This window comes from Sphingomonas sp. R86520 (assembly GCF_042466285.1).
Taxonomy (GTDB): domain Bacteria; phylum Pseudomonadota; class Alphaproteobacteria; order Sphingomonadales; family Sphingomonadaceae; genus Sphingomonas.
In genome coordinates, this window is record NZ_JAXHBZ010000001.1 from 3,910,710 (window position 1) to 3,928,744 (window position 18,035).

At 65.0% G+C, this 18,035-nt stretch carries 16 protein-coding genes and 1 tRNA gene; 10 read left to right on the top strand and 7 right to left on the bottom strand.

The genetic code is table 11. The features are described from left to right. Positions 1-5: 5 nt before the first annotated feature. Positions 6-1,481, bottom strand: coding sequence for a PAS domain S-box protein (locus SJY41_RS18060; RefSeq protein ID WP_380783595.1), 1,476 nt, complete (start codon positions 1,479-1,481; stop codon positions 6-8). A gap of 172 nt (positions 1,482-1,653) precedes the next feature. Between SJY41_RS18060 and SJY41_RS18065 the strand changes: the two genes are divergently transcribed. From SJY41_RS18065 to SJY41_RS18085, 5 genes are all read left to right on the top strand, one after another. Continuing rightward, a complete protein-coding gene (locus SJY41_RS18065) occupies positions 1,654-1,923 on the top strand; it encodes a GlsB/YeaQ/YmgE family stress response membrane protein (protein ID WP_380783596.1) in 270 nt (89 codons plus the stop codon). Between the two features lie 86 nt (positions 1,924-2,009). Further along, on the top strand, positions 2,010-2,321 hold the full coding sequence (locus SJY41_RS18070) for a hypothetical protein (RefSeq protein ID WP_380783597.1): 312 nt from the start codon (positions 2,010-2,012) through the stop codon (positions 2,319-2,321). A 23-nt stretch (positions 2,322-2,344) separates the two neighbouring features. Next, the gene (locus SJY41_RS18075) at positions 2,345-2,974 is read left to right on the top strand and encodes a hypothetical protein (protein WP_380783599.1); all 630 of its coding nucleotides are present in this window, start codon (positions 2,345-2,347) and stop codon (positions 2,972-2,974) included. Between the two features lie 480 nt (positions 2,975-3,454). After that, the gene (locus tag SJY41_RS18080) at positions 3,455-5,941 is read left to right on the top strand and encodes a TonB-dependent receptor (RefSeq protein WP_380783600.1); all 2,487 of its coding nucleotides are present in this window, start codon (positions 3,455-3,457) and stop codon (positions 5,939-5,941) included. Positions 5,942-5,965: 24 nt separating this feature from the next. Next, positions 5,966-6,715 carry a tetratricopeptide repeat protein gene (locus SJY41_RS18085; RefSeq protein ID WP_380783601.1) on the top strand — a complete coding sequence of 250 codons (750 nt, stop codon included), beginning with the start codon at positions 5,966-5,968 and terminating at the stop codon, positions 6,713-6,715. 180 nt (positions 6,716-6,895) lie between these two features. Here the strand turns inward: SJY41_RS18085 and SJY41_RS18090 are convergent. Continuing rightward, positions 6,896-6,970 (bottom strand) — tRNA-Thr (locus tag SJY41_RS18090). Positions 6,971-7,059: 89 nt separating this feature from the next. Here SJY41_RS18090 and SJY41_RS18095 point away from each other — a divergent pair. After that, positions 7,060-7,197, top strand: a complete 138-nt coding sequence (locus SJY41_RS18095) for a hypothetical protein (protein ID WP_380783603.1) — start codon at positions 7,060-7,062, stop codon at positions 7,195-7,197. On the opposite strand, the gene SJY41_RS18100 is transcribed toward SJY41_RS18095, so the two are convergent. Continuing rightward, positions 7,190-8,989, bottom strand: coding sequence for an aminopeptidase P family protein (locus SJY41_RS18100; protein WP_380784185.1), 1,800 nt, complete (start codon positions 8,987-8,989; stop codon positions 7,190-7,192). The two genes, SJY41_RS18095 and SJY41_RS18100, sit on opposite strands and share 8 nt — an antisense overlap. Positions 8,990-9,369: 380 nt before the next feature. On the opposite strand from SJY41_RS18100, the gene SJY41_RS18105 reads away from it, so the two are divergent. Together SJY41_RS18105 and SJY41_RS18110 are read left to right on the top strand one after the other, a co-directional pair. Next, the gene (locus SJY41_RS18105; protein ID WP_380783604.1) at positions 9,370-11,424 is read left to right on the top strand and encodes a S9 family peptidase; all 2,055 of its coding nucleotides are present in this window, start codon (positions 9,370-9,372) and stop codon (positions 11,422-11,424) included. Further along, positions 11,421-11,864: an acyl-CoA thioesterase gene (locus SJY41_RS18110; RefSeq protein ID WP_380783605.1), complete on the top strand. Its 444-nt coding sequence runs from the start codon at positions 11,421-11,423 to the stop codon at positions 11,862-11,864. Before SJY41_RS18105 ends, SJY41_RS18110 begins: the two co-directional genes overlap by 4 nt. A gap of 97 nt (positions 11,865-11,961) precedes the next feature. Here the strand turns inward: SJY41_RS18110 and ppc are convergent, their stop codons facing one another. From ppc to SJY41_RS18125, 3 genes are all read right to left on the bottom strand, one after another. After that, positions 11,962-14,637 (bottom strand): phosphoenolpyruvate carboxylase, encoded by a 2,676-nt coding sequence (gene ppc, locus SJY41_RS18115; protein ID WP_380783606.1) that lies wholly within the window; start codon positions 14,635-14,637, stop codon positions 11,962-11,964. Positions 14,638-15,090: 453 nt separating this feature from the next. Beyond that, complete coding sequence (locus tag SJY41_RS18120) at positions 15,091-15,450, bottom strand: hypothetical protein (protein WP_380783607.1); 360 nt, start codon at positions 15,448-15,450, stop codon at positions 15,091-15,093. 40 nt (positions 15,451-15,490) lie between these two features. Further along, positions 15,491-16,057, bottom strand: a complete 567-nt coding sequence (locus tag SJY41_RS18125; protein WP_380783608.1) for an HNH endonuclease — start codon at positions 16,055-16,057, stop codon at positions 15,491-15,493. A gap of 89 nt (positions 16,058-16,146) precedes the next feature. Between SJY41_RS18125 and gluQRS the strand changes: the two genes are divergently transcribed. Continuing rightward, positions 16,147-16,968: a tRNA glutamyl-Q(34) synthetase GluQRS gene (gluQRS, locus tag SJY41_RS18130; protein ID WP_380784186.1), complete on the top strand. Its 822-nt coding sequence runs from the start codon at positions 16,147-16,149 to the stop codon at positions 16,966-16,968. Between the two features lie 331 nt (positions 16,969-17,299). On the opposite strand, the gene SJY41_RS18135 is transcribed toward gluQRS, so the two are convergent. Further along, positions 17,300-17,650, bottom strand: coding sequence for a DUF3147 family protein (locus SJY41_RS18135; protein ID WP_380783609.1), 351 nt, complete (start codon positions 17,648-17,650; stop codon positions 17,300-17,302). 83 nt (positions 17,651-17,733) lie between these two features. On the opposite strand from SJY41_RS18135, the gene SJY41_RS18140 reads away from it, so the two are divergent. After that, positions 17,734-17,964, top strand: coding sequence for a twin transmembrane helix small protein (locus SJY41_RS18140; RefSeq protein WP_380783610.1), 231 nt, complete (start codon positions 17,734-17,736; stop codon positions 17,962-17,964). The last annotated feature ends 71 nt before the right edge of the window (positions 17,965-18,035 follow it).

The window sequence follows — 18,035 nt, forward strand, 5'->3', positions numbered from 1 at the left end:
CGCGTCTACGCGCCGACCCCGCGCTCGTGGGCCCAGACCACGGCGGCGCTGCGCCGGTTGACGCCGATCTTCGCATAGAGCCGCGCGACGTGATTGCGGACGGTGTTGCGCGACAGGTCGAGCCGGGTCGCAATCGCGGCATCATCGAGGTCCTGGCAGATCAGTTCGAGAACCTCGCGTTCGCGCTTGCTGAGTTCGGTCGTCGGTGGGCTGGCACCGGCGCCCGCCCTTGGGTTCCGCAGCGTCGCCAGCTTGTCCATGATCGACCGGCTGAGCCAGTGGGCATCCTTCATCACCGCGTCGATCGCCTCGACGAGTTCGAGTTCGCCGCGCCGCCGTGCGGATATGTCCTGGTACAGCCAGAGGACGCAGGGCGTGCCATCGACGCTGATCCGTTCGGCGGAGACTAGGCAGTCCAGGCCCCCGCCGGTCTTGTCTAGAAGCTGCACGTCATGGTCGCGAAACCCGCTCCGTTCGCGGATTTCGGTTTCCAGACCGACACGCTGCGAAGCATCGTTCCAGAGCTGGAGATCGTCCGCGACCCGCCCGATGACCGCGTCGTCGGTATAGCCGGTGAGGCTTTTGAAGGCCGCGTTCACCTGGACGATACGGTTCTCGTCTCCCTTGGTGATTACCATCGCGACCGGCGCCATGTCGAAGATCGATGAGAAATGACGCTCGCTCGCCTGTAGCGCCTGCTGCGCCCGGCGCCGCGGCTCGAGGTCGGCGAAGGTGAACAGCAGGCAGTCTTCGTTGGCGAGTTCGATCGGTTGGCCGGCGAGGATGACCAGCGTCTTGTCGCCCCCCGCGAGCGGCAGTTCCGCCTCGAGTTGCGGGACCGTCTCGCCGGCGGCGACGCGGTCCTTGACGAACGGCTTGCGGTCGACTTCGGCGAGGAAGTCGAGATCAAACAGCGTCTTGCCGATGATCTGCTCGCGCTCATAGCCGGACAGGTCGAGGAAGCCCTGGTTGACGAGGACGTAGCGTTGGTCGGCGACGCGGAGGATGAGCGCGGGGGCGGGGTTCGCATGGAACATCGCCTCGAATCGATCCTCCGCGTCGAACCGCTCGGAGACGTCGTTGATGACCATCCCCAGACAATCCGGATCGCCGCCATCCTCGTCCATGACGATGTCGCGGACCTGATGGACCCAGCGCGGCTCGTCCGCGTCCAGGGGGGACACTTCAACGATCAGGTCGGGGAAGCTTTCGCCGGCGAGCAGTCGCATCAACGGGTAATCGCGACGCGGCAGCTTGCGGCCATCGCGGTGGCGCAGGCGGAACCGGGACGCGTAATCGTCCGCGGTTTCGCCGAGATCGGCCAAGGCTTTGACGCCGTGCATCTTCAACGCCGCCGGGTTCGCACTCAGGATGATGCCGGTCAGATCCATCAGGATCACGCCTTCGAGCAACCCGGTCATCAGCTGTTCCAGATGGTGCAGCGTCGGTGCGTGCAGCGGCGTGCCGTTGGTCTTGGTCATGCCCGTCCAGCGCCGGAAACACGGGCATGGTTCCGCGGCAATCTGAACAAATATACTAATGAACCCAGTATTTCAGGACTAACGGCGAAACCGCGCGGCTGCGCGAAAACTGAACGGAACGCGGACCGCGACTGTTGAAGCCCCTGTACAATCATCGTCCAGGAGCCCCATCATGAACCTCATCATCCTTCTCGTCGTCGGCGGACTCATCGGCTGGGTTGCCAGCATGATCATGCGGACGGATGCGCAGCAGGGCATCGTCCTCAACATCGTCGTCGGCATCGTTGGCGCGTTGCTCGCCGGTTTCCTGATCACGCCGCTGATCGGTGGCGCATCGATCATGGACGGCGCGCTGAACATCCAGTCGATCCTGATCTCGCTGGTCGGCGCAGTCATCCTGCTCGCGATCGTCAACATGTTTCGCCGCGGTACGGTTCGCTGATCGAGCGGGGAGGCAGCGGATTCGAAACGCTGCCTCCCACCCCGTGAAAGCCACGTCTTCCCCCATCAGAATTTCAGGAGAGTATGATGACCGTTCGAGCAATCATGGCCTGTGGCGCGATGCTGCTGTCGTCCGGTGCCGTCGCACAGACCGCCACGCATGCCGGCGCGCACAATCCCGCCGTCAAGAACAACGACGCGGCGCGTGTCGCGGCGCCGACCAAGGGTGCCAATTCCTTCTCCGAGGACCAGGCACGCGGTCGGCTGGGCAAGGCTGGGTACCAGTCCCTGTCGCGGCTCGCGAAGGACAAGGACGGCGTTTGGCGGGGCACCGCGACCAAGGGCGGCAGGAAGGTCCATGTCGGGCTCGACTACAAGGGCAACGTGACCGCGCGCTGATCCATTTTCTTAGGAGAGAAACGATGACCAAGACCCTTACCCGCCTGTTCGACGATTATTCGGATGCCAAGTCCGCGCTGAACGACCTCGAACGTCTCGGCGTACCGCATGACTCGATCAGCATCGTCGCGAACAACGCCGATGGCGCGCACGACACGTCAGTGGGCAACGTCAACGATCACGGCGACGTCAGCCGCGGAGTATCAACCGGTGCGGCCGTGGGCGGCGTCGGTGGCCTGCTCGCCGGACTCGGCCTGCTCGCGATCCCCGGCCTGGGACCAATCGTCGCCGCGGGCTGGCTCGCCTCGACCGTCGTCGGCGCAGGGATCGGTGCTGCGGGCGGTGCCGCGACCGGCACGATCGTCGGCGCGCTGAAGGAAGCCGGTCACACTGACGATGAAGCGCACACGTACGCTGAAGGCCTTCGCCGCGGCGGAACGTTGTTGAGCGCACGCATCGAAGACGGTCTGGCAACGGAAGCCGAGGCGGTTCTCGATCGGCATCGTTCTGTCGATGCGACGACCCGGGGTGCGGCGTATCGGCAGGACGGCTGGACTTCGTTCGACGACGGGGCCCCTGCATATACGCGTGACGAAGTGGCGACCGAGCGAAACCGCTACAATTCGTCGACGTCGACCAACTCGACATTCTAATCGGTACAGCCTGATCGGCATTGCGGCCTGCCTTCGGGCAGGCCGTTTTTCGTGATACCTGCCGGCGCTGTCGACGAGCGGCCCGCGCGCTGACCGTTCGGGAAACACCGTGCGCGATGGCACGGCGCGGTTTCGTCGACGATGCTGGGGCAAATGACAGCATCGCGCCGCTTGGCCGATCGTAAGAATCGCCAGGGCTGTAAGCCGCAGACGCCGGCCGAGCCCGAAAACATTCAGATTCAATAGTATCGTAAGCTCATCCAACAGTCCGGGTTTGGAAGCTCGTTGCGGTTCGGTCACGTGCCGATGTCGTAGCATCGGTAAGCACCCGCGATGGTAGTTGGCGGCCTTACGCCGTTCTACAGTTCCAGCAGATCGTGATCTCCGGTTCAACCCGTCAAGCGCCCCGCTTACACCCTTGTTGCTATTGACACTGATAATCTGTCGCAATAGCGGGGCCTTACAAGGGGATCTCACGTTATGAGCAATGCATCGTTGCGGCCGATCATGGCCGGCCACGCTTTCCTGGCACTGTCGTGCGTCGGCATCATCGCCAGTACACCCGCGCAGGCTGCAGACGGTGGTGGTCAGCGTTATGGACAGCCCACCGACGACGATCAGAGCAACGACATTCTGGTCAGCGGTCAGCGTATCAAGCCCGCCGATCTGCCCAAGCAGGTCGCGCCACTGATCGATACGCCGCGCTCTATTGTCGTACTGCCCAAAGAGGTGATCGAGCAGACCGGGTCTGCCACTCTCGCCGAAGCGCTCCGTACTGTCCCTGGTATCACATTCGGTGCAGCGGAAGGCGGCAACCCGGTCGGCGACCGTCCGTTCATCCGCGGCTTCGATAGCCAAGGCAGCACCTACGTCGACGGCGTTCGAGATTTCGCAGCGCAGTCGCGCGAAGTGTTCGCCGTCGAGAGCATTCAGGTCGTGCGTGGGTCGGACTCGACGCTAGGCGGACGCGGCAGCGCCGGCGGCACGATCAACATCGTCTCCAAGCTGCCGACGGAGCGCGACTTCGTCCGTGCGACCGCCAGTTACGGCACCGCCGATTACAAGCGGGCAACGATCGACGTGAACCAGAAGCTTAGCGACACCGTTGCCGTACGCCTCAATGGCATGTGGCACGATCAGGACGTTGCCTATCGCGACGCGATCAATCAGCGTCGCTGGGGCGTTGCCCCGTCGATCACGGTGGGACTCGGCACCCCGACGCGCCTGACCGCAAGCTATTATTATATGGAAAGCCACGAGCTTCCAGACACGGGTATCCCGTATCTCTACACGATCGGAAATTCCCCGCTCGGCACGACGACGGTCGAGCCAGCGATCGGCCAAGTGACCACCATCGCGGGCGTGACGGGCAATGTCGATCGCTCGACATATTATGGCCTGAAAGATCGCGACTTCCGCGATACCAAGACCAATCAGGCGACGATCCGCGCGGAACATGATTTCGGCCGCGTGACGCTGCGCAATACCTCGCGGTTCACGCACAACGTCCAGAATTACATCTACACGCAGCCGGACGATCAACAGGGTAACGTGTTCGGCACGAACGCCGCCGTGCCTGCGCTTGCCGGTGGAATGGTCTGGCGACGCGCAAACACGCGGTACGGCTATGCCGATTCGATCGTGAACCAGACCGATCTGTTCGGCACCGTGGCTACCGGTGGGATCAAACACAGCTTCTCGGCCGGCGCGGAATTCGCCTGGGAAAAAGCGCGTCGCGGCACGTATGTGTTGGCTACCGGCTCTACCAGCGCGCAACGCTGCACGACGTTGCAGATATCGCGCTACAACTGCACCAGCCTCTTCAGCCCAAATCCAAGCGACCCGTGGGTGAACTACACCAATGACACGGACGCGGTGGGAGCGCCGATTGCCAAGACGGCACCGGTCCAGGAAACGCAGAATGACGGGCAAACGCAGGCCGTCTACGCATTCGATTCGATCACTCTTGCCGAGCCTCTCATCCTTAATCTCGGTGCCCGGTACGATCGCTTCAGATCGGTGACCCGTCCAGGTCAGCCGGTCACCGCGACGCAACAGATCGAATATCAGCGCACTGACAAGCTGTTCAACTGGCAGGCGGGGCTTGTCCTGAAGCCGGTCAAGAACACCAGCCTCTATGCCAGCTATGCGACGTCGGCGACACCGCCGAACAGCTTGCTTGGCGAGGGCCAAGAGCAGAATGCGCTGCCGACGACGGTCGCGGCAGCAACGGCGTCACTCCAGCTTTTGAAGCCGGAGAAGAGCAAGTCGTATGAGGTCGGCGCGAAAGCCGACCTGTTCGACAACCGCCTGAACCTGTCGCTCGCCGTATTCCAGACGGATACGACGAATGCGCGTGCGGTGGGCGAGAACAACACCGTCGCCTATATCGGCGAGCGACGGATTCGCGGTATCGAAGTCGGCGTCAACGGGCAGATCTTGCCAGGTTGGACGGCATTTGGCGGCTATACCCACCTTGATCCGGTGATCACCGACGGCGGGTTCACGGCATTGGCAGTACCGGCGGTGATGAACGGTACGACCATTGTCCGCGCTGCGACTACGGCGCAGGTACCGTCGGTCAATACCGGTCGCCAGTCGACCCAGACGCCGAAGGACAGCTTTACCGCCTGGACCAATGTCTCCTTGTTCAATCGCTTCCAGATCGGCGGCGGGGCGTTCTACACCAGCCGCGTCTATGGCGGCTATGCGGACAACCGGTCGGCCGCGCAGAACGCTGCAGGGGTCATCACCGTCACGCCCGCGACCAAGACCAATTTGCGCAGCATTCCCAGCTACTGGCGCTTCGATGCCCGCGCGTCGCTTGCAATTACGAAACGCATCGACTTGAGCGTCAACGTCCAGAACCTGACGAACAAGACCTATTTCACCCAGGCTTTCACCGCGCATTATGCGACGATCGCTGCGGGCCGGTCGGCGTTCGCGACGCTGGCGGTCCGCTACTGACGCGCCGCGACCAAGGAGCGAACGATGGCGACTGACCTTGACCGTCAGACGCCCGATGCCATCGCCGCGCGTCTCTCTGGGTCTCCCGAGGAACGCGCGGCGCTTATCCGTGAGGGTGCCGAGGCCGGGCTGGCCGAGGCCCAGGCGGTTTATGGGCAGATGCTGCTGGATGGCGAGGGCGTAGCGCGCGATCCGCCAGCGGCGCTGCGCTGGTTCATGAAGGCCGCGGCGCAGCACCATCTCATGGCGCTGAACATGGTCGGGCGATGCTATGAGCTCGGCTGGGGAACGACGCCCGACCAGGAAAAAGCCGCGGACTGTTACCGGGTTGCGGCCGAGCGGGGCCTTGACTGGGCCATGTACAATTGTGCGACGTCGCTGGCACTGGGTCACGGTGTTCGCGAGAATAAAGCCGCAGCGCTCGAATGGCTGCACGCGGCAGCGGCGCGTGGATCGGGACTCGCGCGCGCCAAGGCGATCAATTTTGTCGGCAGCTTCCATGAGGATGGCTGGGCTACCCCGCGCGACCTGCGTGCGGCGTCGCGATGCTATGCGAAGGCGGCGGAGGGCGGCGATTTTCGCGGGTGTTTCAACCATGCCCGCATGTTGGGCACCGATGGCGACGTCGCCGCAGCACTGCCGTGGCTCGAGCGTGCAGCGTCGCTGGGCAACGCGCCGTTCGTCGCGAAGGCCGAGGCGTGGCTCGCTGCAAGCGACGTGGTCGCGTTCCGCACCGATGGCGTGGCGGCATTACTGAAAGGTGCGCGAGGCTGATCGCGAGCACCGGCAGCAGGCTCGGTCACGCGTTTTAGCAGTTTCCAACGCGGCTTTCGCGGAACGAAGATGCGCGCAGGTGGGCGTTCCATGGGAGCAATTGCCTACCCGAACGTCCTGCGATGGCTCTTCGTGGGGGCGCCCGGAGGGCGATATCTCTCACTGACTTATCGAGAAAACTGGTGCTGCCGGTGAGGATTGAACTCACGACCTCAGCCTTACCAAGGATGCGCTCTACCACTGAGCTACGGCAGCACTCGCTGGCATCTCTGCCGGCGGAGTGGGGCTAAGAGACGAGGGCGGGACGATTGTCAAGGCGTCCCGCCACAATGTAGGGCGTATTTATGGATGACCGGGATCGAAAGGCGGCGGAGAAGGCCGAGCGCATGGCCGCCGCGCTGCGCGAGAACCTGCGGCGCAGGAAGGCGCAGGCGCGTGCTGTCGAGGCTGCCCCTGCAACCAAGGACGAGCTTTCTAGCTAAGTGGCGCGCATTTGGCGGTGAGCCAGGCGCGATCCTCCGTGTTGGTCATTTCCGGCGCCAGAACCATCAGGACCTGTGCGTGATAGTCGTCGACCCAGTGGCGCTCGCCCGCAGTGAGTAACGCCGGCTCGATCAGCGTGCGTTCGATCGGGCAGAAGGTGAGCGTCTCGAAACCGAGCATTTCGCGGTCGGCACCAGGGATCGTACGCGGTTCGATCTGGATCAGGTTCTCGATGCGGATGCCGTATTCACCGGTCTTGTAATAGCCGGGTTCGTTGGAGAGCATCATGCCGGCGCGCAGGGGCTCCATCGCCGCGCCGCCGGGGTAGTTGGGGGCAGCGATGCGCTGCGGCCCTTCGTGGACCGCGAGATACGAACCAACGCCGTGGCCGGTGCCGTGGCCGAAATCGAGGCCGGCTTCCCAGAGCGGGCGGCGGGCGAAGGCGTCGATCTGGCCGCCCATCGTGCCGTCGGGGAAGACCGCGGTGGCGATGCCGATATGGCCCTTGAGGACGCGAGTGAAACGGTCGCGCATCTCTTCGGTCGGTTTGCCGATCGGCATGACGCGCGTGACGTCGGTGGTGCCGTCCGCATACTGGCCGCCGGAATCGATCAGGTAGAGCTGGCCGGGTTCGATCCGTGCGCTCGATTCCTCGGTGACGTGGTAGTGCGGAATCGCGCCGTGCGGGCCGGTCGCGGAGATCGTGTCGAACGAGGTGTCCTTCAGGACGCCGGTCTGTTCGCGGAAGGCGAGCAGCTTGGCGGCGGCGCTGAGTTCGGTCTGGCCGCCCTTCACGCATTCGGCTTCGACCCAGCGCAGGAAGCGCGCCAATGCCGCGCCGTCGCGGGCGGAGGCGGCACGGTGGCCGGCGATCTCGACCGGGTTCTTGATCGCCTTTGCCAGCACGACGGGATCGCGCAGCGGCAGGATCTTCGCGCCGCCGGCCTGGAGGGCTTGCGTGATCGCGGCGACCGCGCGTTCGGGATCGGCGGCAACGCGCTTGCCGGCATAGGTGGCGAGGGCGGCGTCGAAGGCGGTACGGTCGTGGAGGCGGACGGCGTTGCCCAGGTGCTGGCGGACTACGTCGTCGAGCTTGTCGGGGGCGACGAACAGGTCGGTGGTGCCGTCCGCGCCGACGATCGCGTAGGACAGCGCGACGGGGGTGTGATCGACGTCGTTGCCGCGGATATTGAGCGCCCAGGCGATCGAATCGAGTGCGGTCAGGACGACCGCGTCGGCGTTGTGCTCGGAAAGCCAGTCGGCAATTTTTGCCCGCTTCTCGGCTGAGGACGCGCCGGTGAACTGGTCGGGCTGGACGGTGAGCTTGGCGGGCGAGGGGGCGGGGCGGTCGGTCCAGATCGCGTCGATCGGGTTGGTGTCGACCGCTACCAGTGCCGCGCCGCGGTCGGCGAGGGCTGTGGTGGCTTCCGCGACCCAGGTGCCGGTATGCAGCCACGGGTCGTAGCCGATCCGGCCGCCTTCGGGGGCGTGCTTGGCGAGCCAGACGGCGGGGCTGGTCTGGGGGACGGGTTCATACGCCCAGTGCGCGCCGTCGACCTGTTCGCGGACCTGGATCGTGTAGCGGCCGTCGGTGAAGATCGCGGCGCGGTCGGCTAGGACGACCGCCGTGCCGGCCGAACCGCCGAAGCCAGTGAGCCAGCCGAGGCGCTGTGCGTAGCCGCCGACATATTCGCTCATGTGCTCGTCGGTCAGGGGGATGACGAAGCCATCCAGGTTCGTGCTGGCGAGCTGGGCGCGGAGGGCGGCTAGGCGGTCGGTCTGGGTCGGCATTGTGTGGGTCTCTCGTCGGTCGAGGTCGGTGATGCGGGGGTTCTGCCAGAAACGCGCTGCGGGGGACAGCGCGGGGGGCGGCGGCGGGTTCACGAGCGAACCGCGCGCCACCTTGTTCTCCCGCGGAGGCGGGAGCCCAGTCTGGGTCCCCGCCTTCGCGGGAAACAGGGTTGGTTTACGGTAGCTCAACCCAACCACCACCACCCCGGCGAAAGCCGGGGCCCAATTGGAAAGGTCTCAGTAACGACGCGCGATCCTTCGTTATTGCCGTCCCCCAATTGGGCCCCGGCCTTCGCCGGGGTGGCGGCAGCAGCGGTGGTCGATCGCTTCCCAATGCCACAGCGTTTGGCTTCCACACCGGGCACGGCTAACACACCGGCATGACCACGCCCCCCATCGCCGAACAGCGCCCGCACAGCTTCACCACGCATGGCGTGACGATCGAGGATCCGTACGCGTGGTTGAAGGATCCTAACTATCCGGAGGTCTATGACGCCGACGTGCTCGCGTATCTCGCTGCCGAGAACGCGTATTTCGTGGAGCAGATGGCGCCGCACACGCCGCTGGTCGACACGATCTACGAAGAGATGAAGGCGCGCATCAAGGAGGACGAATCCTCGGTGCCGCAGAAGGATGGCGATTGGCTCTACTGGACCGCGTACGAGACCGGCGGGCAGTATAAGAAATGGTGGCGGAAACCTGTCGCAGGGGGTGACCACGAGCTGATGCTCGACGAGCCGGCGCTGGCGGAGGGGCATGAGTATTTCCGGCTCGGGGCGTTCTCGGTCAGCAATGATGGGCGGTATCTCGCCTATGCGATCGACGATAATGGGAGCGAGCGGTTCGAGGTTCGCGTCAAGGATCTGGATACCGGCGAGCATCTGCCCGATGTGATTCCGGGGATGCTCAGCGAGATCGTCTGGACCGCGGACGATGCCGGGTTCCTGTACGGGCTGGCGAACGAGCAGTGGCGGACGGACAACGCGCGGTTCCACCGGCTGGGGACGCCGATCTCCGAGGACGTCGTGCTGTTCCACGAAGAAGACGAGGGCTTTCGCGTCGGCGTCGGCGAGACGAGCTCGCGCAAGTGGATCGTGATTGCGACCAGCGATCATGTGACGAGCGAACTGTATCTGCTGCCTGCGCATGAGCCTCTGGCCGTGCCGATCCTCGTCTCCGCGCGGAAAGTCGGGCGCGAGTATGACGTGGACGAGCATGACGGGACGTTGTTCATCCATACCAACGACGTCGATCCGAATTTCCGGCTGTGTACCGCGCTGGTCGAGGAGCCGGATGCGTGGAGCGAGCTGATCCCGGCCTCGCCGCATTTCTACATGACCGGCGTAGAGTGTTATCAGGACTTCTTCGTGGTCGACGGGCGCGAGGATGGCTTGGATCAGATCGCGATCCACCGGTACGAGACGCCGACCGAGGGCAAGCGGATCGACTTCCCCGAGGCGAGTTATGTCGCCGGGCTGGGGGATAATCCCGAGTACGACATGACGGTGTTGCGGCTTGGGTATGAGTCGATGGTCACGCCGGGGACGGTGTATGATTACGACGTCGATACCGGCGAGCGGACGATGCTCAAGGTGCAGGAGATCCCTAGCGGGTACGATCCGGCCAAGTATGCGACGGAGCGGCTGAAGATCGCCGCGCGGGACGGGACGGAGATTCCGGTCTCGATCGTGTATCCCGCCGGGTTCGTGCGCGACGGGTCGCCGCCTTTGTTCCTCTATGCGTATGGCGCGTACGGCTATGCGATCCCGCCGGGCTTCTCGACGGGGCGGATGAGCCTGCTCGATCGCGGGTTCGCCTATGCGATCGCGCATATCCGCGGCGGTGATGATCTTGGCCAGCAATGGTATCTCGATGGCAAGCTGGAGAAGCGCGCGAACACGTTCAACGATTTCGTCGATGTGGCGAAGGCGCTGGTCGACGCGCAGTGGACGTCGGCGGGGAAGATCGCGATCGCGGGCCGGTCTGCTGGCGGCGAGCTGATGGGGGCGGTGGTTAACTCCGATCCCGAACTGTGGGGTGCGGTGATCGCGGACGTGCCGTTCGTCGACGTGTTGAACACGATGCTCGACGAGAGCCTGCCGCTGACGCCGGGCGAGTGGCCGGAGTGGGGCAATCCGATCGAGGACGAGGCAGCGTTCAAGCTGATCCAGTCATATTCGCCGTACGACAACGTGAAGGTGCAGGCTTATCCGCCGATGTTCATTTCCGGCGGGCTGAACGATCCGCGCGTGACCTATTGGGAGCCGGCGAAGTGGGCGGCCAAGTTGCGGTTGATGAAGACCGACGACAATGTGCTGCTGCTCAAGACCAACATGGGTGCGGGGCATGGCGGCAAGTCGGGGCGGTTCGAGTCGCTACGTGAGGGCGCGGAAGAGCATGCATTCGTGCTGTGGCAGCTGGGCGTGGCGGGGTGAGCCGGTTCACGCTCTCGATCACGGCGCAGGACGCGGATATCGACGAGCTTGGGCATGTGAACAATGCGGTCTGGGTGCAGTGGATCCAGGCCATCGCGACTGCGCATTGGGAGGCTGTGGCGCCACCCGAGCACAAGCTGGCGTATGTGTGGGTCGTGACGCGGCATGAGATTGATTACCGCGGGAGTGTTGTCGCGGGGGAGACCGTTGTTGGCGAGACTTGGGTCGAGGGGGCGCCGAAGGGGGCTCGGTTCGATCGGCATGTTCGGTTTTTGGGCGGTGACGGAAAGGTGAAGCTCGAGGCGGTTACGACCTGGGCTTTGCTGGACCGCGCGACTGGGCGGCTGATGCGGGTGCGTGAGGATGTCGCCGCGCCGTTTTTTCCTAGTCCCTCTCCCCTTCGGGGAGAGGGAGGGAGCAGCTTAGCTGCGGAAGGGTGAGGGGCGTTGGGAATTGATGTTCGGAGCCTCATGCCCCTCTCCCTTCCCACCGCAAGCGCGGCGGGCCCCTTCCCTCTCCCCGGAGGGGCGAGGGAGTTTAGCCGCTGTTTCTCAGGGCGGTGGCGATGGCGTTGATGGATAGGAGGATGCCTTCGCCGATGCGGGGGTCGTCCTCGCCTGCTCGGCGGCGCTTGATCAGCTCGATCTGGAGGAGATTGAGCGGCTCGATATACGGGAGGCGGAGGCGGATCGAGGCGTCCAGCGCGGGGTGCTTTTCGAGGAGGCGGGACTGGCCTGTTACTGTGAGAAGCCCGTCGTGGGTCTGGTGCCAGCCGTCGCGGATCGTGATGAAGATTTCGCGGAGCTTGTCGTCCTCGACCAGCCCGGCATAGCGTTCGGCGATGCCGATGTCGGACTTGGCGAGGACCATCTCCAGGTTCGCCAGCGCGGAGGCGAAGAGGGGCCAGCCTTGGGCCATGTCCTTCAACAGCGCCTTGTCCTCGAAATCGGCGATCGCGCGGCCTACCCCGTACCAGCCGGGTAGCATGACACGGGCTTGCGCCCAGCTGAACACCCAGGGGATCGCGCGAAGGTCTTCGATCCGGTCGGACTTGGTGCGGCTGGCGGGGCGGCTGCCGATCTTGAGGCCGGCGATCTCGGCGATCGGCGTCATCTGGCGGAAGAAGGTGCGGAAGCCTTCTGTGCCGTAGACCAGGTCGCGGTAGCTTTTGAACGCGGTGTCGCTGAGCGTGTCCATCGCGGCGGAGAAGCTGGCGTTGTCGGCATTGGAGAGACGTTCGGGTTCGAGGCTGGCGAGCAATGTGGCGGACGCGATCGCCTCGAGGTTGGTCATCGCGGCGTCGCGCGTGCCGTATTTGGCGGCGATGACTTCGCCTTGCTCGGTGATGCGGATGCGGCCCTGGACGGTGCCCGAGGGCTGCGCGCGGATTGCGCGGAACGCCGAGCCACCGCCGCGTCCGACCGCGCCGCCGCGACCGTGGAACAGCTGCATGCCGACGCCGGCTGCGGCAAAGACGGGTTTTAGTGCGGTCGAGGCTTTCGAGAGCTGCCAGGTGGAGGTGAGGTAGCCGCCGTCCTTGTTGCTGTCGGAATAGCCGATCATTACTTCCTGATGGCCGCGCGCCGTCGAGATGGTCGCGATCTCGGGGAGCGCGAACCAGGCGGTCATCACGGCGGGGGCGGCTTCGAGATCGCCGATCGTCTCGAACAAGGGAACGGCCATGATTGCGGCGGTTGGTGTTTCGCCGGGGCGGTAGAGGCCGACTTCCTTGAGCAGGAGGTTCACTTCGAGCAGGTCGCTGACCGACTGCGCCATCGAGACGATGTAGTTGGTGATGCACGCCGGGCCGTAAGCCGCGTGCGCGTCGGCGGCGGCCTGGACGATCGCGAGTTCGCCCGCGGTTTCCTCGGTATAGTTAGCAAAGCGCGAGGTGAGCGGGCGGGCGTTGGCGAGTTCGCGGCGGAGCAGGGCGACGCGGGCGTCTTCGTCTAGCGAGAGGTAGTCCGGTTCGGCGCCTGCGACCGTGAGCAGTTCGGCGACGACGCGTTCGTGGACGGCGCTGTTCTGGCGGAGGTCGAGCGTCGCGAGGTGGAAGCCGAACGTCTCGACCGCGCGGATCAGCCGACCGAGCGCGCCGCCCGTCTTGAGCGCGATGCCGAGCCCGTGCGCGAGCGTGACGAGATCAGCGCGGAAGTCGGCGGGGTTGGCATAGGGCTCGCCGACGAGGCGGCCGGGGCGGGGCGCGTGTTTGCCGGTGAGCGCATCGTGCGTCGCGGACAGGCGGGCGTAGATGCCGGAGAGCGCGCGGCGATACGGCTCGTCGCTGCGGCTGGCGGCATCGTCGCCGCTGGCATCGGCGAGCGCCTGCACCGCGGCGTCGGCAGGGGCGTGCTCGGTCGAGATCGAGAGTTCGGCGCCGAGCGCGTGCACCGCGTCGCAGTAATAGCCGAGCACGGCTTCGCTTGCCTTCGACAGCGCGGTCTTGAGGGAGTCGGCGGTCACATAAGGGTTGCCGTCGCGGTCGCCGCCGATCCAGCTGCCGGGGCGGAGGAAGCTGGGCGTGCGTTCGCCGAGCGCGCGGTCCCAGCGCTGGTAGAGCGCGGGGAGCGCGGGAAGGAACACGTCGCGGAGGTAGCTGAGCGCGGTGTCGACCTCGTCGGTGACGTAGAGGCGGTCGCGGCGGAGAACACGCGTCTGCCATAGCAGCGCGATCTGGCGGAGGATCGCGTCGTCGACGCTGTCGCCATCCGGCGTGGTGTCGCGGCCGAGATCGCGCAGCGCCATCAGTTCGGCGATGCGGTTGCGGTGGTCGATCATGCTCTTGCGGCGAACTTCGGTCGGGTGCGCGGTAAGGACCGGGGCGATCAGGGCGTGATCGAGCAGTGCTCGGATCTGCGCGCGGTCGATGCCCTCGGATTCGAGCTCGGCGATTGCGGAGGCGAGGTCCGCGCCGTCCTCGGCGGCGATGCCCTGGCGGTCTTCGGCGAGATTGGCGAGCATCGAGAACAGCATGAAGCCGCGGACGAAATCGAGGGTTTCGTCGAGGCTGAGCTTTTCGAGGCTGAGGTCGACGGCGGTGTTGTCGGCGGCCTTGCCTTCGGAGACGTCGCGGTGGCGTTCGACCGAGGCCTTGCGGATCGTCTCGGTGGCCTCGAACAGGCGTTCACCACCATAGGCGCGAATGACGTCTCCAAGCAGCTTGCCGAGGAAACGGATGTCGGAATTGTTCGCGATTGCGGGGAGGCTTGCCATGATTACCTGCTGCGCTGCGGCAGGGATCAGGTCAACCGGGAATGGGGTGTAGAAGGGGTGAAATCGAATGCGGGGTGCGAAGATGGCGTAATATAGTTGTCTAAGCCTGCCCTCATGCGCTGATCGTAAGATGCCACCCGCCACGCCGCCGCCCACCGCCCCCGCCATCCGCCGCCGCCTGCCACCTCGTCATCCCAGCGAAAGCTGGGATCTCACTGTGTGGCAGGTGTCGCGAACCACGAGAGATACCCCAACTTTCGCTGGGGTGACGGTTAAAGCGGCGGCAACGGTTATGGTGGTGCGCGACGGTTATGTGGCGGATAACGGTTAAAGCGGCCGGCGACGGTTATAGTGGCAACTGACGGTTACGCCTGTGAGTGACGGATACGGCGGGGGGCCAGGTATGGGGCAGCCAGCAGCGCAGCGCAGTGGACGGAGGAGCGTTCCCGTACCCTAGCGCTTACGCGACTCCGCGCGTTCTTCGGACGTGACCGTGCCGTCGTGGTTGAGGTCCATCCTATCGAACCAGGCGAGCGTGCCTTCGCTCCATTCGATCGCGGTGATGATGCCGTCCTTGTTGCGGTCGAACGCCTTGATCCGCGCGTTGGGGGACGGGAGTTCGTCCTTCGTGATGCGGTCGTCGCCGTTGCGGTCGAGCGTGCGGAAACGGCGCTCCATGCTGGCGCCGAAATCGAGCCGCGAAGTCACCGACGGGGGGACGAAGCCGGCGGCGTTGCGGTCAGCCTGGGCGCGCTGCGCATCTTTGTCGCTGCACGCGCATACCAAAAGTCCCGTCGCGGCGAGCGCCGCCACAAGTTTCACCTGCATAGTATCTCCCGTCGTGGGGAAGCGGTTAGGCTTCGAGTTCGACGTCCCAATAGAGCCAGTCGTGCCATGTGTCGTGCAGGTAGTTCGGGGGGAAGCTGCGGCCGTGCTCCTGGAGGTGCCAGTTGGTCGGGCGGATCGGTTCGAGGTGGAGCGGCATCGCCGCCTGCCGAGGCGTGCGGCCGCCCTTCTTCAGGTTGCAGGGCGAGCAGGCGGTGACGACGTTCTCCCAGGTGGTACGACCGCCTTGCGCGCGGGGGACGACATGGTCGAAGGTGAGATCGCGCAGCTTGCCGCAATATTGGCAGGTGAACTTGTCGCGCAGGAACAGGTTGAACCGGGTGAAGGCGGGAAATTGCGACGGTCGGACGAACTGCTTGAGCGCGATCACCGAGGGCAGCTTCAGCGCGAAATTGGCGCTGCGGACTTCGCGTTCGTAGGTGGCGACGATGTCGACACGGTCGAGAAAGACAGCCTTGACCGCGGTTTGCCACGGCCAGACGCTGAGCGGATAGTAGGAGAGCGGCGTGTAATCGGCATTGAGCACGAGCGCCGGACAACCATCCGGGTGGCGTATAAGGTCGGGGTGAAACACGGCTCCTCCCACACAGGCTTCGCACGACGCCCTATGGACGAAAGCGATGACGGCTGCATGACAGCACGGCGCGTATCGTCAGGTCAAGCATCGTGACCGTAATCACGCGGTTCGCGCCTAGCCCGACCGGGCGGCTGCATCTGGGGCATGCGGTGTCGGCGATCCGGTCGCATGATTTCGCGCGAGAGCGAGGCGGGCGGTTCGTGTTGCGGATCGAGGATATCGACGGGACGCGGAGTCGGCGGGCGTTTGTCGACGGCATTCTCGAGGATCTGGCGTGGCTCGGGTTGCGGTGGGATGCGCTCGTCTTCCAGTCGGAACGGCTGGCGATCTACGAAGCGGCGCTGGAGGGTCTGAAGGCGCGGGGGCTGGTGTATCCGTGTTTTTGTACGCGGGCGGAGATCGCGGCGAGTGCGTCGGCGCCGCAGGGGGATGTCGGGCCAGCGTATCCGGGGATTTGTCGGGGGCTGTCTTCGGCTGACATCGCCGCGCGGACTGGAGCGTGCTGCTGGCGGTTGGACATGGCGAAGGCGGTTGCCGAAGCGGGAGCGCTGTCCTGGCATGATGCCGGGGCGGGATGGGTTGTGGCCGATGCGCTGGCGCAGGGGGATGTGGTGCTGGGGCGGAAGGATGCGCCGGCGAGCTATCATCTGGCGGTGACGCTGGACGATGCCGCGCAGGGGGTGACGGACGTGGTGCGGGGGGTGGATCTGTTCGCGGCGACGCATGTGCACCGGGTGCTGCAGACGCTGCTGGGGTTGGCGGTGCCGCGCTATCATCATCATGCGCTGGTGGTGGATGCCGAGGGGCGGCGGTTGGCCAAGCGGGATGGGGCCTTGTCGTTGGCGGAGATTCGGGAGGCTGGGGAGGATGGGGTGGCTTTGGCCGAGCGGTCGCGGGCTGGGGGGTGAGTTGGAGGGGGACTTAAGGGCTAAAATCTGATGATGCCCATATCTTCGAACCAAGACTCGGTGGCTAGTGGCTAGCGGAGTACAGTCTGCACTTCCTTGTTCTCCCGCGAAGGCGGGAGCCCAGTCCGGGTCCCGGCCTTCGCGGGGAAACAGGTTGGAGGGGGCGTCTGTCCGCAACCTTGCACCTCCCCGGCGGAGGCCGGGGGCCAGTTGGGGGACGTTGCCAACTGAGCGCTGCGCTTCGTTACTGCGACCTTTCCAACTGGGCCCCGGCCTTAGCCGGGGTGGCGGGTACGTTTTGCGGTGGTCGTGTTTCTGTTCGCGAGTGCCGTTACAGTTCGATCCCCAGCCTCGGCGCGGCCCAGGTCATCGCCGCGTAGAGCGCGATCGTCAGGGCGCAGCCGGCGAGGAGCGACAGCCAGAACGGGGCGCCGTGGCGGAGCATGGCGGGGATCAGCAGGAACATCGGTAGCGAGGGAAGGACGTACCAGAAGGTGGCGCCGGCGTGGGCGGCCATCGTCTGCGGGTCGGGCTTGTCGTGCCAGAGCCAGATCATGCCGAGCACCGACACCAAAGGCAGCGAGGCGACCAGCGCGCCGATGCCGGGATAGCGTTTGGCGATCTCCGAGGCGGCGGCGATGAGGATGCCGGAGATCACGGCTTTCAGCGTCAGATATAACATGCAGCATTTGCGCGCATCGTGCGGTCATTCGCAACGCCTCGCGTGGCATTGCTAGCGTCGGCGGGTGCGCTTACATTCGGGTCATGAACACTTTCCTCGTCATCTTGCTCATCGCGGCCATGGTCGCGACCGTCGTGGCTCTGGTGCGGGGCGTCGTGTCGTTCCTGCAGGAGGGCAGCGCGCAGGTTCGCGATGGGAACGGGCCGAGTGCCGCGTCGCTGAAGTCGAATCGGATGATGCAGCAGCGGATCTTCTTTCAGGCGCTGGCGATTTTGATCGTGGTGGTGATCTTGTTTGCGGCTGGGCGGACCTAGGCTGGATCGAACGAGGCGGTCGGAGTTTCAGCGTGCCCGCAACTTGCCGTCATCCCAGCGGAAGCTGGGAT

Bases quoted from the DNA above. Each gene is read 5' to 3' on its own strand.
- SJY41_RS18100 (WP_380784185.1), bottom strand. From the start codon at position 8,989: ATGCCGACCCAGACCGACCGCCTAGCCGCCCTCCGCGCCCAGCTCGCC.
- SJY41_RS18095 (WP_380783603.1), top strand. From the start codon at position 7,060: ATGGATGACCGGGATCGAAAGGCGGCGGAGAAGGCCGAGCGCATGGCC.
- SJY41_RS18075 (WP_380783599.1), top strand. From the start codon at position 2,345: ATGACCAAGACCCTTACCCGCCTGTTCGACGATTATTCGGATGCCAAG.
- SJY41_RS18080 (WP_380783600.1), top strand. From the start codon at position 3,455: ATGAGCAATGCATCGTTGCGGCCGATCATGGCCGGCCACGCTTTCCTG.
- SJY41_RS18140 (WP_380783610.1), top strand. From the start codon at position 17,734: ATGAACACTTTCCTCGTCATCTTGCTCATCGCGGCCATGGTCGCGACC.
- SJY41_RS18065 (WP_380783596.1), top strand. From the start codon at position 1,654: ATGAACCTCATCATCCTTCTCGTCGTCGGCGGACTCATCGGCTGGGTT.
- SJY41_RS18085 (WP_380783601.1), top strand. From the start codon at position 5,966: ATGGCGACTGACCTTGACCGTCAGACGCCCGATGCCATCGCCGCGCGT.
- SJY41_RS18060 (WP_380783595.1), bottom strand. From the start codon at position 1,481: ATGACCAAGACCAACGGCACGCCGCTGCACGCACCGACGCTGCACCAT.
- SJY41_RS18105 (WP_380783604.1), top strand. From the start codon at position 9,370: ATGACCACGCCCCCCATCGCCGAACAGCGCCCGCACAGCTTCACCACG.
- ppc (WP_380783606.1), bottom strand. From the start codon at position 14,637: ATGGCAAGCCTCCCCGCAATCGCGAACAATTCCGACATCCGTTTCCTC.
- SJY41_RS18135 (WP_380783609.1), bottom strand. From the start codon at position 17,650: ATGTTATATCTGACGCTGAAAGCCGTGATCTCCGGCATCCTCATCGCC.
- SJY41_RS18070 (WP_380783597.1), top strand. From the start codon at position 2,010: ATGACCGTTCGAGCAATCATGGCCTGTGGCGCGATGCTGCTGTCGTCC.